The sequence below is a fragment of the Paenibacillus sp. WG02 genome (assembly GCF_055396115.1).
In genome coordinates this window covers 6,339,719-6,354,157 of sequence record NZ_AP036016.1, presented here as the reverse complement: position 1 = coordinate 6,354,157, position 14,439 = coordinate 6,339,719, and the positions used below count along the sequence as shown (strand labels likewise).

General features: G+C 43.3%; 12 protein-coding genes and 1 pseudogene. 9 read left to right on the top strand and 4 right to left on the bottom strand.

Going from position 1 to position 14,439, the window contains the following annotated elements; genetic code table 11:
* The first annotated feature begins 13 nt into the window (after nucleotides 1-13).
* From ACBP55_RS28845 to phoU, 5 genes are all read left to right on the top strand, one after another.
* Nucleotides 14-934, top strand: a complete 921-nt coding sequence (locus ACBP55_RS28845) for a phosphate ABC transporter substrate-binding protein (RefSeq protein ID WP_464646522.1) — start codon at nucleotides 14-16, stop codon at nucleotides 932-934.
* Nucleotides 935-1,094: 160 nt separating this feature from the next.
* Complete coding sequence (pstC, locus tag ACBP55_RS28840) at nucleotides 1,095-2,030, top strand: phosphate ABC transporter permease subunit PstC (protein WP_464646520.1); 936 nt, start codon at nucleotides 1,095-1,097, stop codon at nucleotides 2,028-2,030.
* Entirely contained in the window at nucleotides 2,027-2,884 is an 858-nt protein-coding gene (pstA, locus tag ACBP55_RS28835; RefSeq protein WP_029199321.1) for a phosphate ABC transporter permease PstA, read from the top strand. The genes pstC and pstA overlap by 4 nt, the downstream gene beginning before the upstream one ends.
* Complete coding sequence (pstB, locus tag ACBP55_RS28830; RefSeq protein WP_036635822.1) at nucleotides 2,885-3,649, top strand: phosphate ABC transporter ATP-binding protein PstB; 765 nt, start codon at nucleotides 2,885-2,887, stop codon at nucleotides 3,647-3,649.
* A gap of 26 nt (nucleotides 3,650-3,675) precedes the next feature.
* Nucleotides 3,676-4,335, top strand: coding sequence for a phosphate signaling complex protein PhoU (gene phoU / locus ACBP55_RS28825; RefSeq protein WP_464646518.1), 660 nt, complete (start codon nucleotides 3,676-3,678; stop codon nucleotides 4,333-4,335).
* Between the two features lie 285 nt (nucleotides 4,336-4,620).
* On the opposite strand, the gene ACBP55_RS28820 is transcribed toward phoU, so the two are convergent.
* The 3 genes from ACBP55_RS28820 to ACBP55_RS28810 form a co-directional block, all read right to left on the bottom strand.
* Nucleotides 4,621-5,163, bottom strand: coding sequence for a hypothetical protein (locus ACBP55_RS28820; protein ID WP_464646516.1), 543 nt, complete (start codon nucleotides 5,161-5,163; stop codon nucleotides 4,621-4,623).
* A 116-nt stretch (nucleotides 5,164-5,279) separates the two neighbouring features.
* The gene (locus ACBP55_RS28815; RefSeq protein ID WP_464646514.1) at nucleotides 5,280-5,684 is read right to left on the bottom strand and encodes a hypothetical protein; all 405 of its coding nucleotides are present in this window, start codon (nucleotides 5,682-5,684) and stop codon (nucleotides 5,280-5,282) included.
* A gap of 466 nt (nucleotides 5,685-6,150) precedes the next feature.
* Nucleotides 6,151-7,737, bottom strand: coding sequence for an ATP-binding response regulator (locus tag ACBP55_RS28810; RefSeq protein ID WP_464646512.1), 1,587 nt, complete (start codon nucleotides 7,735-7,737; stop codon nucleotides 6,151-6,153).
* A gap of 182 nt (nucleotides 7,738-7,919) precedes the next feature.
* On the opposite strand from ACBP55_RS28810, the pseudogene ACBP55_RS28805 reads away from it, so the two are divergent.
* Nucleotides 7,920-8,587: pseudogene (locus ACBP55_RS28805) on the top strand (EAL domain-containing protein); the annotation flags it as partial.
* 96 nt (nucleotides 8,588-8,683) lie between these two features.
* Nucleotides 8,684-9,697: a GGDEF domain-containing protein gene (locus ACBP55_RS28800; RefSeq protein WP_464653434.1), complete on the top strand. Its 1,014-nt coding sequence runs from the start codon at nucleotides 8,684-8,686 to the stop codon at nucleotides 9,695-9,697.
* On the opposite strand, the gene ACBP55_RS28795 is transcribed toward ACBP55_RS28800, so the two are convergent.
* Nucleotides 9,683-10,432 carry an HAD family hydrolase gene (locus ACBP55_RS28795; RefSeq protein ID WP_464646511.1) on the bottom strand — a complete coding sequence of 250 codons (750 nt, stop codon included), beginning with the start codon at nucleotides 10,430-10,432 and terminating at the stop codon, nucleotides 9,683-9,685. The genes ACBP55_RS28800 and ACBP55_RS28795 overlap by 15 nt on opposite strands.
* A 133-nt stretch (nucleotides 10,433-10,565) precedes the next feature.
* Between ACBP55_RS28795 and polA the strand changes: the two genes are divergently transcribed.
* Together polA and mutM are read left to right on the top strand one after the other, a co-directional pair.
* Nucleotides 10,566-13,226: a DNA polymerase I gene (polA, locus tag ACBP55_RS28790; protein ID WP_464646509.1), complete on the top strand. Its 2,661-nt coding sequence runs from the start codon at nucleotides 10,566-10,568 to the stop codon at nucleotides 13,224-13,226.
* A 258-nt stretch (nucleotides 13,227-13,484) separates the two neighbouring features.
* Complete coding sequence (gene mutM / locus ACBP55_RS28785; protein WP_464646508.1) at nucleotides 13,485-14,345, top strand: DNA-formamidopyrimidine glycosylase; 861 nt, start codon at nucleotides 13,485-13,487, stop codon at nucleotides 14,343-14,345.
* The last annotated feature ends 94 nt before the right edge of the window (nucleotides 14,346-14,439 follow it).

Here is a 14,439-nt window from a genome sequence, read left to right as displayed (position 1 = left end):
GGACATGCTAACTATGTTTAAGTTCATGTCGAAAAAAGGAATTACATTTACACTTTCCGCGGTATTAATGATGGGGTCATTGGTTGGTTGCGGCGCTAAAACAGATACTAAAAATGCTGCTTCTGCAACACCTGCTGCTAGTGCAGCTGCTACTGTTAAGCCAAGCGAAACTCCAAAAACAGAATTAAGCGGTACGGTTACAGCTTCCGGCTCAAGCGCGCTTCTTCCATTAGTTAAACAAGCAGCACAGGAGTTTATGGACAAGAACCCGAAAGTAACGATTCAAGTTACAGCTGGCGGTTCAGGTACAGGAATTAAAAACGTAGCAGACGGCACATCAGACATCGGTAACTCCGACGTTGAGCCAGCTGCTGAATATAAAGATAAAGATCTTAAAGATCATGTTGTTGCCATTGCTCCATTCGCATTGATCGTAAACAAGGATGTTAAAGTTGATAATCTTACAAAACAACAAGCTGCAGACATTTACATGGGTAAAGTAACGAACTGGAAAGAAGTTGGCGGCAATGACGCGAAAATCGTTCTTGTTCACCGTCCAGATAGCTCAGGTTCCCGTAAACTTGTTCAACAAATCATTCTTGATAACAAAGAATTTACAAAAGACGGTATTACACAAGAAAACAGCGGTGCAATGAAAACGGCTGTTGCTGGTCAGTCCAGCGCCATTGGTTATGTAGATACACCTTACATTGATGACACTGTTAAAGCGTTGAAAATTGATGGTGTAGCGTTCTCCGAAGATAACATCAAAAATGGTACTTACAAATTGTTTGGTGTTGAGCATATGTACACGAAAGGTGAAGCGAAAGATCCTGCTAAAGCATTCATCGCTTACATCTCAAGCAAAGAATTCCAAGGTAAACAAGTTCGTGACTTAAAATTCTTACCAGCAGACTTATTAGGTAAAAAATAATAAATAGAACAAACTAAGAGCGCTGGCATCCTATGCCGCGCTCTTTTTTTACCTTAAAAATCGAAACTTTTACATTCCCTTAACAATTCATTGATGATCCAATTACAATCATCCTCTATCATAAGAGTAATGTGTATTTAAGAGAAAGGGGAATTACCCATTGAATTCCGTAGCAGACAAACTAACGAACGCGAAATCAGACGAAAGTCGTCCAATCGTCACGAAATGGACCCAAGGACAACATAGACAAGATAACATCATGAGGTGGGTGTTTGTTGGAAGTGCTGCTCTCGTGTCTGCCATCATTTTTTCTATCATTGTATTTGTGGGAATGCAAGGGATCAAGACTTTTCAAGGAGTCAATCCTATAGAATTTTTCTTTTCAACGGATTGGACACCAGGTCAAAATAAATTCGGAGCTTTTCCTTTTTTATACAGCACGCTGCTCATGACATTGGTTGCGGTTGTGTTTTCAGTGCCGCTTGCTTTGTCAGGGGCATTATTCATGGCTAAAATTGCTCCGAAATGGATGCGTGAAATTATGCGACCTGCTACAGATCTGTTCGTAGGTATCCCTTCGGTTGTTTATGGACTTATCGGTATGACTGTTGTCGTCCCTGCGCTTGGTAAAATCACAGGCGGGGTTGGATACGGTATTCTACCAGCTTCCATTATTCTCGCTATCATGATCTTACCAACCATTCTCTCTATCTCAGAAGATGCGATCCGCGCATTGCCAAGCCGTCTGGAGGAAGCATCACTCGCATTAGGTGCAACACGTTGGCAAACGATGTGGCGTGTCCTTTTGCCTGCCGCTAGACCAGGTATTCTAACAGCAATCATCCTTGGCATGGGGCGTGCGATCGGTGAAACCATGGCTGTTTTCATGGTCATTGGTAACTCCCCGCAAATGCCGAAATCACTCCTTGACTCAACGACGGTATTAACGACCGCCATTGTGAAGGATATGGGGAATACGAATTACGGAAGTACTTGGAATAATGCGCTTTATTTGATGGCGCTATTATTACTCGTGATCTCCTTGTCCTTAATTCTTATTATCCGAATCGTAGCCAAAAGGAGTGAACTTAAATGAAAAGCAAAACGACAGATCGTTTGGCCACGTTGTATTTCTGGGCATCGGGAATTGTTATTATATTGATTTTGGCTTGGTTTCTATTCCGTATATTAGGTGATGGCATTCCGCATTTGTCATGGAATTTCATCTTTGGGAAGTCGGAAGAGATCAAAGCTGGCGGCGGTGTAGGTCCACAATTGTTCAACTCTTTCTACGTCCTATTCTTATCCCTTTTGATATCCATACCAATTGGTTTATTTTCAGGGATCTACTTGGCGATATATGCACAAAAAAATTGGTTCACTGATCTCGTTCGAATCTCTGTGGAAGCTCTGGCTTCTGTTCCTTCTATCGTATTTGGATTGTTCGGTTTCTTACTATTTGCCAATTTGTTAGGCCTGAAATTTTCCATTATTGGTGGGGCCGCGACGGTTGCCCTGCTTAATTTACCCGTTATGGTAAGGGTCACAGAGGTGTCTATCCGTACAGTTCCTGAATCGTATTGGGAGGCAAGCCTTGCACTTGGCTCAACCAGATGGCAAGCCATTCGCAAAGTGCTCATCCCTGCGTCGCTGCCAAGCTTAATTACGGGGATTACATTGATTGCAGGACGCGCATTAGGCGAATCTGCCATCCTAATTTACACGGCCGGCTTATCGGTTTCTCGCTTCTTTCCAGATTTCAATCCACTGAAGATGGGGGAAACATTATCTGTTCATCTGTGGTATGTTGGCGCTGAAGCGTTAGTTCCAGATGCCAAGGAAATTGCTAAAGGAAGTGCCGCGCTGCTCTTGATCGTCGTACTCATCTTTAACCTACTTGTCAGTATTCCAAGCCGAATTTTACAAAAAAGACTTTCCGGGGGGAAATAAATCGTGGCGACCAAGCATAAGATTAAAGCGGACAAATTAAATTTATTTTACGGAGATAATCATGCTCTCCACGATATTGAATTAGCCATTGAAACGGGTACAATCGCCGCTTTGATCGGTCCTTCAGGCTGTGGGAAATCCACCTTCCTGCGCACCTTGAACCGTATGAATGATCTCATTGATAGTGTACGAATTACTGGGAATGTAGCCGTGGATGGTCATAATATCTATGATTCTGATTCCGATGTTGTTTCACTCCGTAAGCGCGTAGGGATGGTATTTCAACGTCCGAATCCATTTCCGATGAGCATTTATGACAACATTGCCTACGGCCCTCGCATTCATGGCACGAAGAAGAAAGCGGTCCTAGACGAAATCGTAGAACGCAGTCTTGTACAAGCGGCTTTGTGGGATGAAGTAAAGGATCGTTTGCATAAATCCGCATTAGGCTTGTCAGGCGGACAACAGCAGCGTTTATGCATCGCCCGTTTACTAGCTGTAGAACCAGACGTACTTCTTATGGATGAGCCTACATCCGCGCTAGATCCAATCTCAACGCTCAAAGTTGAAGAGTTGACACAAACATTGAAAGAGAAATACACCATCATCATCGTTACGCACAACATGCAGCAGGCGGCAAGGATTTCGGATATGACTTCCTTCTTCCTAAATGGATACTTAGTGGAAACGGACAAGACAGATAAAATATTCACTAATCCTAATGATCAGCGTACGGAAGATTACATTACGGGAAGATTCGGTTAACCAACAACTGAGGGGAGAGACACGAAATGGATGCAAGACCTGGGTTTCATCAATCATTGTCAATTTTGCAAAAAGAATTGCAAGACATGGGGGAAATGGTTAAGGATTTAATACTCAAGTCCGTGGAGTCATTGGCCAAATTCGATGAGAATACGGCGCGGCAAGTTATTAAGAATGATGATCTCATTGATGATTATTTAACGAAAATCGATGAGCTTTGTCTTCGATTAATTGCTTTACAACAACCAATGGCAAGTGATCTGCGAATCATCGGTACCGCACTAAAGATTGCTACAGACTTGGAACGAATTGCTGATCATGCTGTAGACATCGCGAAGATTACGATCCGTCTCGCTGGAGAAGAGCTTGTTAAGCCGCTTGAAATCATTCCTGAAATGGCCGATATTGCCATTGAGATGCTGCATGAGAGCCTAATTTCTTATACGGAGCGCGATGTTCACAGGGCTGCAGCGCTTGCCGAGAAAGATGACCGCGTGGATAAGCTATACAGCTCGGTGATGCAGGAATTGATGGGAATGATGGGTTCGGATTTCAATCGTAACCGTCAGTTGACTCATTTATTGTTTGTTGCCCATTTCTTAGAGCGTGTAGCTGATCATACAACGAATATCGGTGAAGGTGTTATTTATATGGTGACGGGAAAGCGTAAGGATTTGAATGTATAGTTAAAAGCAATTGAAAAAGAAGCATATGCTATTTAAAAACAGATGTATTGGAAAACTGTTTTTGGATACATATGCTTTTTTACTTATGCAACTTTGATGCGGGCAAGAAAGACATAAACCATTCAAATTGTTCTTATGATTTCAAAAGTTTCAGTGAGTAAGAATGAACCATTCTATTTCATACTTCATACCCTGCCACTCTAAACAAGACAAGTGTATGGTTCAAAGTACAAATATAATGGGATTATTTATCAAATTCCTAAGATGTAAGAGTTTATAAATGTTCTATTGAACATTAAAGTTCTTAACAAATTCTTCTTTACTCAGAGTTTGTAGTTTTGTTGGAATTCCCCCTACTTTTGAGTCAATATTAATAATATTCCATTTATTTTGGTTATCTTTTTTTAATTGAATTATATGGTTTGTTTTATCATCTATAGATACATATACAAAAGAAACTTCATTTATAGGTTGATCTTTTTTTACAAAAACTCCAATAGCAGTATCACCACTTTTTGCTAATCCTGATTTATTATAAGTTTGATATAATAAGTATAAAAGTTCATTATTATCTTTCTCTGATAGCTCAACAATTTTTTTTTCATTCAGAAGATTATGGTAATAGTAATCATCCTTATCTAATTGATAAGTTCTGATTACATTTGCATGTAATTCCGATAGCCACAATTTGACTTGATCTTTTTGATATTCTTCAAAAGCAATATTTAATACTTCTTTCTCTTTGGTATGAAAATAATAATTAGTCCCTAAAATAACTAAAATTGTAGCAACTACAAATATAAGAATATATTTACGAAATTTGAACATAACTATTTTCCTCACAGACTTTTGAATTATAAAACATTAATACGGTATGAAGCCACGATAGAGAAAGAGTACCCTTTTGGATTTCCAGAAGAGTACTCTTTTTAGTTTAATGAAAATTAAAGATTTAGGGAATCTGAGCCACTGCTGTAATAGACGGCGCTAAAGTTTTCAAGTATCCAACCTGTAAGGTTTGCTTGAACTGTTTGACCTACAGAAGCAGTAAAAGTTGAATTTAAAAGACCTGGGTTATCTGTACCATTACGAAGTTGAACTGTAGTCTTTAAAACTCCTCCTACGTATACAGACATATTTCCTTCGATTTTTTGACTTGATGTTAAGGAACCGCCATTACCTTGGACTGACCCACTCACATTTACAGTTTTCATTCCGCCTGATGGGCCTGAAGCACTAATACTGACATAAGAGCTAGTACTTGTGGAGGCAAAAGCAGGTACTGCTAGTAATAATGCTGCACATGAAGCTAGTAAAACTGGAGTTACTTTTTTTGTAATTTTTTTCATCGAAATAACACATCTCCCTTAATTTGGTATGTAGTACATTTTTTATATTAATGATAGAGTGTTATCGGAGTGTTAAATTAAAGTTAATTTTTTGTAAACATTTTCCTTTTTATGAACTTTTATAGAAAATAAAGACAGAGTTGAAATGAATACTAGTTTGAGGATTGAGTGATGATGCATCGCGTCTTTGATCTAATCTTCTGGCTGATGACAATTCTGTACAAATAGAATCACATTAATAAATTGATAAAAGCTTAGGCACCACCTGATATGTTCACTTGTTGACTCCAATTCACGAGACAGAAGCATTGGGCTGCAATACTAGATAAGCAGTATGACCTTGCCAAAGGATTTATTGAATGGCAAGGTGAATTGCGTTTGTCATCGTAATCATCAATTTACCATTGTGCTGTTGGTTGTCCACTTTCATAATAGAATTGAAGTTCCCCAACAAAAAAAGCCGATCCTATTTAGAATCGGCGGCTTTCTCAGGAACGGGGAAGCAAATATAAAAGGTCGTACCCTCCGGACTGGACTGAACCTCAATCGAAGCCTGATGCCTGGCGGCAATACTGTAGCAAATAGCTAAACCGAGCCCTGTACCTTCGTCTTTGGTCGTGAAGAAAGGTCTTCCTAGCTTCTCTAGATGTTCTTCATTAATTCCTATACCTTCATCAGCAATAAGCAGGACGACGTGTTCTGCCTCCGTGTAGGTTTCAATTCTGAGCTTACCGCCGAGGCTCATGGCTTCCAGACCATTCATACACATATTCAATATGAGTTGACGCATTTCTTTATCGTCGAGTTGAATGACAGGACAATCCTTCAATTGGAAATGAACATGCTTGCCGAACATGACGGCTTCTGCTTGGATGAGGGGGAGGAGCATTTCGATAATTCGATTGATATTTTCAGGCTGTTGGTGGGACTGCTTATTTTTGGCTAGGGATAAATATTCGGTAATAATTTCGTTCGCTCGGTCCAACTCTTCTAGCATAATAGGAATGTATTCTTTTTGCATATGACGATCGTTCTCGCGAAATAATTGGAGGAAGCCGCGAATGGTCGTCATCGGGTTGCGAATCTCATGGGCAATACCGGCGGCCATTTCCCCAACTAGATTAAGTTGAGCTAGACGAGCCATTTCCGATTCAAACCGCAAGCTTTCCGTGATATCGACAGCAACTTCGAGCAAACAGCTTTCATTTTCGATATCAATGATTTCCGTTGAAAGCAGAGCTGTTCGAATTTCCTTGGACTTGGTTTCGTACTTGACCTTGCAATTATGGATGACATCATTAAAGTTCATTGAATCCCCAGCTTCCGCAGATAAGAGATCTAATGTGGTTCCAATGATTTCATCGCCGTACCCTGTATATTGTTTCCAGCTTTCATTAATTTCGAGATAGGTGAGGTCTGATAGACGACGGATGGCCATCAAAGAAGGAGAGAGCATGAACATTTTCTTGAAATGTTCTTGTGATTTTATCAGCTTTTCATGGGCGTCCACTAATTCGGAGGTTCGCTCTTCCACCCATTGCTCCAAAAGAAAATTTTGCTGCTTTAATTTCTCTTCCGCTTCAGCTAATTTGCGATTCGTCTCTTCGAGATCTAACGTTCGCTTATGCAGCAATTCACTTTGGTATTTGATTTTTTGATGATTGAGGTGCATGTTGACGAAGCCATCGACTTTCATGCGAAGCATTTTAGGATGAATAGGTTTGAATAAATAATCAATAGAGCCCACATGGTAACCCTTCAAAACATGCTCGATAGAGGTGCTGAGCGCTGTTAGGAAGATGATGGGAATATCCTGACAAGCTTTACGCTGCTTGATCAGTTCGGCCGTCTCAAAGCCGCTAAGTCCAGGCATTTGCACATCCATCAATATAACAGCGATGTGATCAGCGGGTTCTTTTAATAAATATCTCAGAACTTCCTCGCCTGATTGCAAAGAAATAACGTCATAGTTGGAAGAGGCCAGAATGCTATTCAGAGCCAGCAAGTTCTCGTAGCGGTCATCTACCGCCAAGATTTTTACTTGTTGTTCCATTTCAAATCCTTTCCGTGCTTGTACAAGCTTGTACGCACCTAACAATCCATCCCTCTCTTTTTCGGGAAAAAGATTGAATTCCCTCTTTTTTTTTTGAAGTCTTTACATACATTTTACATTTGGATAATAAAGCCAGTCATTTGGTTTAATAGACTAGAGAAATAAGTATATTCAGGTAAGGGATGATGGACATGAGTGCTCAGTCAGAAATGCTGGAACAATTCTATAAGATGATAGATAAAGAGTACATTTATTCCGTTTATCAACCTATTATCTCACTGCAGGATGGTGATGTAATGGGGTATGAAGCGTTAACGCGAGGTCCCAAAGATAGTCCCTTTCATTCACCTTTGACCATGTTTCAATTTGCTGAGCAGCAAGGTGAACTTTATATGCTTGAACAGCTTGCTCGTGAAAAAGCGATTAAAGGATCCATTTTGGAGCATCCTCAGCAATTGCTTTTTATCAATATTTCATCCCAAGTCCTTTACGATCCAGGGTTTGTTCCTGGTAAAACGCTTGAGATTTTACAGAAGTACGGACTTCGCCCAAGCAATGTCGTTTTTGAAATTACGGAAAGAAGTTCGATTGAGGATTTCTCCTTAGCTCAAAAGATTCTGGAGCATTACCGTAAACAAGGCTATCGAATTGCCATAGATGATGCGGGTGCGGGATATTCCTCCCTACAAGCCATTGCGGAGTTCAACCGGATTTTATTAAAATAGATCGTTCCCTCATAGAAAATATACATAAAAACAAAGTGAAAGAGTATATCCTTGAAACGTTCGTTACTTTTGCCCATAAAATGAACATTTCCCTTATTGCTGAAGGCATTGAACATGCGGATGAACTAACCAAATTAACACGGCTCGGCGTGCACTATGCCCAAGGCTATTTGCTTGGAAAGCCAAATGAATCTCCTGCGAAGGTGCAGGACATTCATAAAATGTTGATTTGGCAGCATCGCAAAGTACAAGGAGGCAGTATGACTTGGAGCATTGGCGACTTGAAAACTCCTGTGAAAGTGTTTGATAAGAAAAAACTGATTTCGGAAGTGGCAGATTACTTCAAAAAAAATCAAGAGGCAGTGGGTGCCGTCATCGTAGACGAAGATGTACCGGTTGGCCTCATGATGAGAGATCGTTTATTTCAACAGCTAACCGGGCAATACGCTTTCTCCTTGTTCTGGAATCGAACCATTGACAGCATTATGGACGAATCGCCGCTAATTGTGGACGAGTTTATGCCAGTTGAGGAAGTGTCGCAAATGGCTACTTCACGCGCAATAAACCACTTATACGACCTTGTCATCGTTACAAACAATGGGAAGATGGGAGGAGTAGCATCCATCCGAACGATTCTTGAGAGTATCACGAATGTACGGATGGAGTCTGCGCGTGTGGCTAATCCACTAACAGGACTGCCAGGGAATTTGCAAATCAATCGCGAATTGAATAAGAGGATAAGTGAGAAGAAACCTTTTCAGGTGGTTTATGCGGACCTGGATTACTTCAAATGGTTCAATGATCGGTTTGGATTTCAAAAAGGGGATCAACTGATTCAATATACAGCGGATGTCATGCAGCAATCTATCGCGGTTTGTGGGACACCGCATGATTTTGTCGGGCATGTGGGAGGCGATGATTTTATCGCGATCTCTGCCACTTTATCTCCAAAACAACTGTGTCAGGAAATCATTCGCCGCTTCGAACAGGGAGTGCAGATGTTCTATGAGGATGAGGAGTGGGAGTATGTATGGGATCGGAGCGGCAACAAGGTGAAGAGCGAGGGAGTAACGCTTTCGCTCTCTTTAGTCGTCTGTGAATGCGAATCTCCCATTTCACTCGAACACATTTCTCAAACGGCCGCTTTACTTAAAAAGAAAGCAAAAGCGCATCAAGGAAGTATTTATTATTTCGAAAAAATTGGCTCAAGTGGACTTGAACTAGAAAGTGTATAACAATTGTTTAAAAGAACGGATAATAATGACCTTCTGTTTGCCGATTCGGCGCTCGGAAATTTTCTTGATATTCCCCGGATGTATCCAGATCGCATCCATACCGCTTGACGCGGCCCCTACGACATCATTACGCCACGAATTCCCAACCATGACACTTTGGTTCGAGGCTGTGCTCATCGTCTTTAAAGCTCTTTCGAAGATAGCGGGGTGAGGCTTTCGCGGCCCATCCTTCTCCGAACTAAATAAACGATCTTGATCAATCCACCTGGTGAGTTTCATTTTCTCCAAATTGTTCAGCAGCCTTTTTCGATTTCCGTTACTAATAATAGCCAGTTTATAGTTATGTGATAGTGCCTCAAGTGTGTCTTCAACGCCGGGAAAGAGAGCAACGAAATTATCTTCTTGTTCTTCCACCTGTTCGAAAAAAGACCGTGTAAAAGCAGGTGTAACGCTTACTGGCATAGGCTGAAGAGCTTTACGCAAACAAATGTGGCGCAGCTCATCAGGGGATATGGGACTCCGGATCGGTGCCTTTCGGTGACGGCTCCACTCCATCTTATAGCTTTGTAGGGCTTCTTGGGAGGTAAAAAGCATTTCGCCTGGATCCCATCTCGCCGTAAAGTCGTTCATGACTTCAAGGAAGGCCGAATCAAAGCATTGTCTGCGATCCAGGATCGTATTATTCATATCGAAAAAAATAACCTTTTTGCGTATTGGTGAGAAAAAAGGGCTCATATGGAGAACCTCCTTCTGAAGACCTGCCCATTGAATAATGGATTCCATACATGTTTATGTGCGGAACCGTTTTTTTATTTTAATTTCGTATGCTATGATGAAGGAAGTATGTCAAAAATCGGGGTGCGAACTTATGGATAAGCTAATTATTATTGATGGTAACTCTATCGCGAATCGAGCTTTTTATGCTTTACCTTTGCTCAGTAATTCCAGTGGTTTACACACGAATGCGGTTTATGGATTTACAACGATGCTGCTAAAATTAATAGAAGAAGAAAAGCCTACGCATTTTCTCGTTGCATTCGACGCTGGGAAAATTACGTTTAGACACAAAGAATATACGGAATATAAAGGTGGACGTGCCAAAACGCCATCTGAGCTCTCCGAACAGTTTCCGCTGATCAAAGAGCTGCTTAAAGCGTTCAAGATCCCACAGTTTGAGCTAACAGGCTATGAGGCTGACGATATTATTGGAACCTTGACCAAAGCTGCCGATGAAAAAGGCGAGAAGGTGCTTCTCGTTTCGGGAGATAAGGATATGCTGCAGCTGGCTTCCGAGCATGTGACCGTTGCGATCACACGGAAAGGAATTAGCGAAGTTGATCTTTATAATCCTGAAGAAATAAAAGAGAAATACGGGCTTACGCCTGCGCAAATTATCGACCTCAAAGGGTTGATGGGAGATACGTCGGATAATATCCCAGGCATTCCGGGTGTTGGGGAAAAAACGGCACTCAAGATGCTGCATGAGTTTGGAACGGTGGAAGAAGTACTTGCTAATGCAGCAAGCCTCAAAGGCAAAATGAAGGAAAAAGTCGAGGAGCATGCGCAAAGTGCCATGATGAGTAAAGAACTCGCGACTATTTTCCGTGAGGTTCCGATGGAAACAGAATGGGACGTTTTCCGCTATGATGGCTTTGATGGACAAGCTTTATCCAGTATGTTCCGTAAGCTGGAATTCAAATCACTCCTGGAAAAGATGGATTTCGGCCCAAGCGTTGTCGAAGAGGGACAAGCTGTCGAAAGTTTGGAAGCAGTTGTTGTAACAGAAAACAACATGGAAGAGCTAATTGGCAAAATAGGCGATAACGCAGCCATCCATGTTGAGGCTATAGGGGAAAATCCGCATCAAGCTGTAATGGTTGGCGTTGTCTGGTTTACGTTTGATGGGGAAACAAATACATCTTACTTCGTGCCTATAGCGCTGCTCAAAAGTGAAGCGGGCGAGCCGTTGCGTACTTGGCTAAGTGATGATACCAAGAAGAAACAGCTCTTCGACCAGCACCGTGCCCAGCTGGTGCTCGCTTGGCAAGGCGTCCAACTCAGAGGTGTGGACTTCGATGCACTGCTGGCCGCTTACTTACTCGATCCGACAGAGTCGAATCTTAGCTTGAGCGGCTTAACGGGCAAGTACGGCCTGCCGGGCGTCAAGACCGACGAGGAAGTGTTCGGCAAGGGAGCGAAGTTTCGCTTGCCTGAGCTTGAAGCGCTTAGCGACCACTTGGGTCGCAAAGCGATGGCCATTGCGCGCATCGTGCCGGTGCTGCGCGAAGAGCTGGAGAAGAGCGAGATGCATAGCCTCTTCTACGAGCTGGAGCTGCCCCTCGCGGGCGTGCTCGCGGAGATGGAGCTGCGCGGCATTGCGCTGGATGCCGAGGGGCTTAAAGCGTTCGGCGTGGAGCTTGCAAGCAAGCTGGATGCGATCATGACCCGCATCTACAACCTCGCCGGCGTAGAGTTCAACATCAACTCGCCGAAGCAGCTTGGTGAGATCTTGTTTGAGAAGCTGGGGCTGCCAGCTTGGAAGAAGACCAAAACCGGCTACTCGACGGATGCCGAGGTGCTTGAGCGCCTTGCGCCCCACCACGAAGTGGTAGGGGAGATTTTGAACTACCGCTCGCTTGCGAAGCTGCAATCGACGTACGTTGAGGGGCTGCTCAAAGAGGTGCGGCCGGAGACCGGTAAGGTGCACACCTATTACCGGCAGACGATTGCCGCCACAGGCCGGCTCAGCAGCCAGTTCCCGAACCTCCAGAATATTCCTATTCGTCTGGAGGAGGGGCGTAAGATCCGCAAGGTATTCGTTCCATCCGAGCCTGGATGGTACATGCTTGCTGCGGATTACTCGCAGATCGAGCTGCGCGTGCTGGCGCACATCTCGCAGGATGACAATCTGAAGGAAGCGTTCCTTCAGAATATGGACATCCACACGAAGACGGCGATGGATGTCTTCGGGGTGGAAGAGAGCGCCGTCGATTCGAACATGCGCCGTCAGGCCAAAGCCGTCAACTTCGGGATCGTTTACGGCATCAGCGACTACGGCTTGTCCCAGAACTTAGACATTACCCGCAGGGATGCAGCGCAGTTCATTGAACAGTATTTTGCTGTTTTCCAAGGGGTACGCAAATATATGGATGAGATCGTGAAGGATGCTCGCAGAGACGGTTATGTCACGACCTTGCTGCAGCGCCGCCGCTATCTTCCTGAGATCACGGCATCGAACTTTAATCTGCGTTCCTTTGCCGAACGTACAGCTATGAATACGCCGATACAAGGTACGGCCGCAGATATCATTAAACTAGCCATGGTCCAGATGGCTGACCGTTTGAAACAAGATGGACTCAAAAGCCGCATGCTGCTTCAAGTACACGATGAGCTCGTCTTTGAGGTCCCTGAAGAGGAGCTTGAGACTATGCGGCGCGTCGTACCGGAAGTCATGGCTGGAGCTCTTAAGCTGGATGTCCCGCTGAGCGCAGATGTTGACTTCGGCCTTACTTGGTACGATGCTAAGTAAGTCATGGATCGGTCCGTAAGGTCTATGTTTGGAATTTGAAGTTTGATGTAAAAAGTACATCTAAATTACCCTGAATCGGCGTTTTCAAGAGAAATAATGCAAAAAGTGCAGCAAATAAAGCCAAAAGTACCTAGTTCCAGTTTAAATGCCAATATTTGATGTACAAAATGCAGTTAACATACCAACTGGAAGCAATTCAAGTAAAACTTGCTGCACTTTTTGCATCTTATTACATCACACAAAAAGAGGTGAACATCCGTGCCTGAACTACCTGAAGTCGAAACGGTCAGACGTACGCTGAACCAATTAATCACCGGAAAAACGATTGAGCATGTTCAGGTCAGACTGCCTCGCATTATCCAAAAGCCTGACGATATTCGTATGTTTGAGGTTTTGCTGCAAGGTCAAACGGTCGAGACGATAGAACGCAGAGGGAAATTCCTGCGCTTTATACTTACCGATTACGTCATGGTTTCGCATCTGCGAATGGAAGGGCGGTACGGTCTGTATGACGGTGAAGATCCGTTAGAGCCGCACACCCATGTGTTGTTCCGCTTCACCGATGGCAGCGAGCTTCGCTATAAGGATGTTAGACAATTTGGAACGATGCATCTGTTCCCCAAAGGCGAAGACCTGACGCAGCCTCCGCTCCATAAGCTCGGACTTGAACCGCTGGATGAAGGCTTCACCTTCGAGGCTTTTCGCGACAGGATTGCTCATCGTTCGACGAAGATTAAACCGCTGCTGCTCAATCAAGAATATATCGTAGGAATCGGGAATATTTATGTAGACGAGTCCCTTTTCTTGGCTGGCATCCATCCAGAGCGCGAAGCCTCCTCGCTAAGCAAGAAGGAGCTCGAACTCCTTCACTCCGCGATCATTCGCACACTTAGCGAATCGGTTGAAGTGGGAGGATCCTCCATTAAATCGTATGTGAATGGACAAGGCGAAATTGGCTTGTTCCAGCATCAACTGAACATCTATGGCCAACAGTCCAAGCCCTGTAAAATATGCGGGAGCGAGATCTACAAAACCGTTGTTGGCGGCAGAGGAACGCATATTTGCCCAACCTGTCAACCGTTAAAGCAGACGAGAACCCGAAAGAAGTTAGAGAAATAGGCACGTGAAGCCTGACCTCCCCATATGATAAGGAGTACTTAGCCTAGAGAATCGGCTTACAAGCTGGTTTCTAGGTAAAACTCTTAGGAGGGGT

Bases quoted from the DNA above. Each gene is read 5' to 3' on its own strand.
- ACBP55_RS28845 (WP_464646522.1), top strand. From the start codon at position 14: ATGTTTAAGTTCATGTCGAAAAAAGGAATTACATTTACACTTTCCGCG.
- pstA (WP_029199321.1), top strand. From the start codon at position 2,027: ATGAAAAGCAAAACGACAGATCGTTTGGCCACGTTGTATTTCTGGGCA.
- phoU (WP_464646518.1), top strand. From the start codon at position 3,676: ATGGATGCAAGACCTGGGTTTCATCAATCATTGTCAATTTTGCAAAAA.
- ACBP55_RS28820 (WP_464646516.1), bottom strand. From the start codon at position 5,163: ATGTTCAAATTTCGTAAATATATTCTTATATTTGTAGTTGCTACAATT.
- ACBP55_RS28815 (WP_464646514.1), bottom strand. From the start codon at position 5,684: ATGAAAAAAATTACAAAAAAAGTAACTCCAGTTTTACTAGCTTCATGT.
- ACBP55_RS28810 (WP_464646512.1), bottom strand. From the start codon at position 7,737: ATGGAACAACAAGTAAAAATCTTGGCGGTAGATGACCGCTACGAGAAC.
- ACBP55_RS28800 (WP_464653434.1), top strand. From the start codon at position 8,684: ATGTTGATTTGGCAGCATCGCAAAGTACAAGGAGGCAGTATGACTTGG.
- ACBP55_RS28795 (WP_464646511.1), bottom strand. From the start codon at position 10,432: ATGAGCCCTTTTTTCTCACCAATACGCAAAAAGGTTATTTTTTTCGAT.
- polA (WP_464646509.1), top strand. From the start codon at position 10,566: ATGGATAAGCTAATTATTATTGATGGTAACTCTATCGCGAATCGAGCT.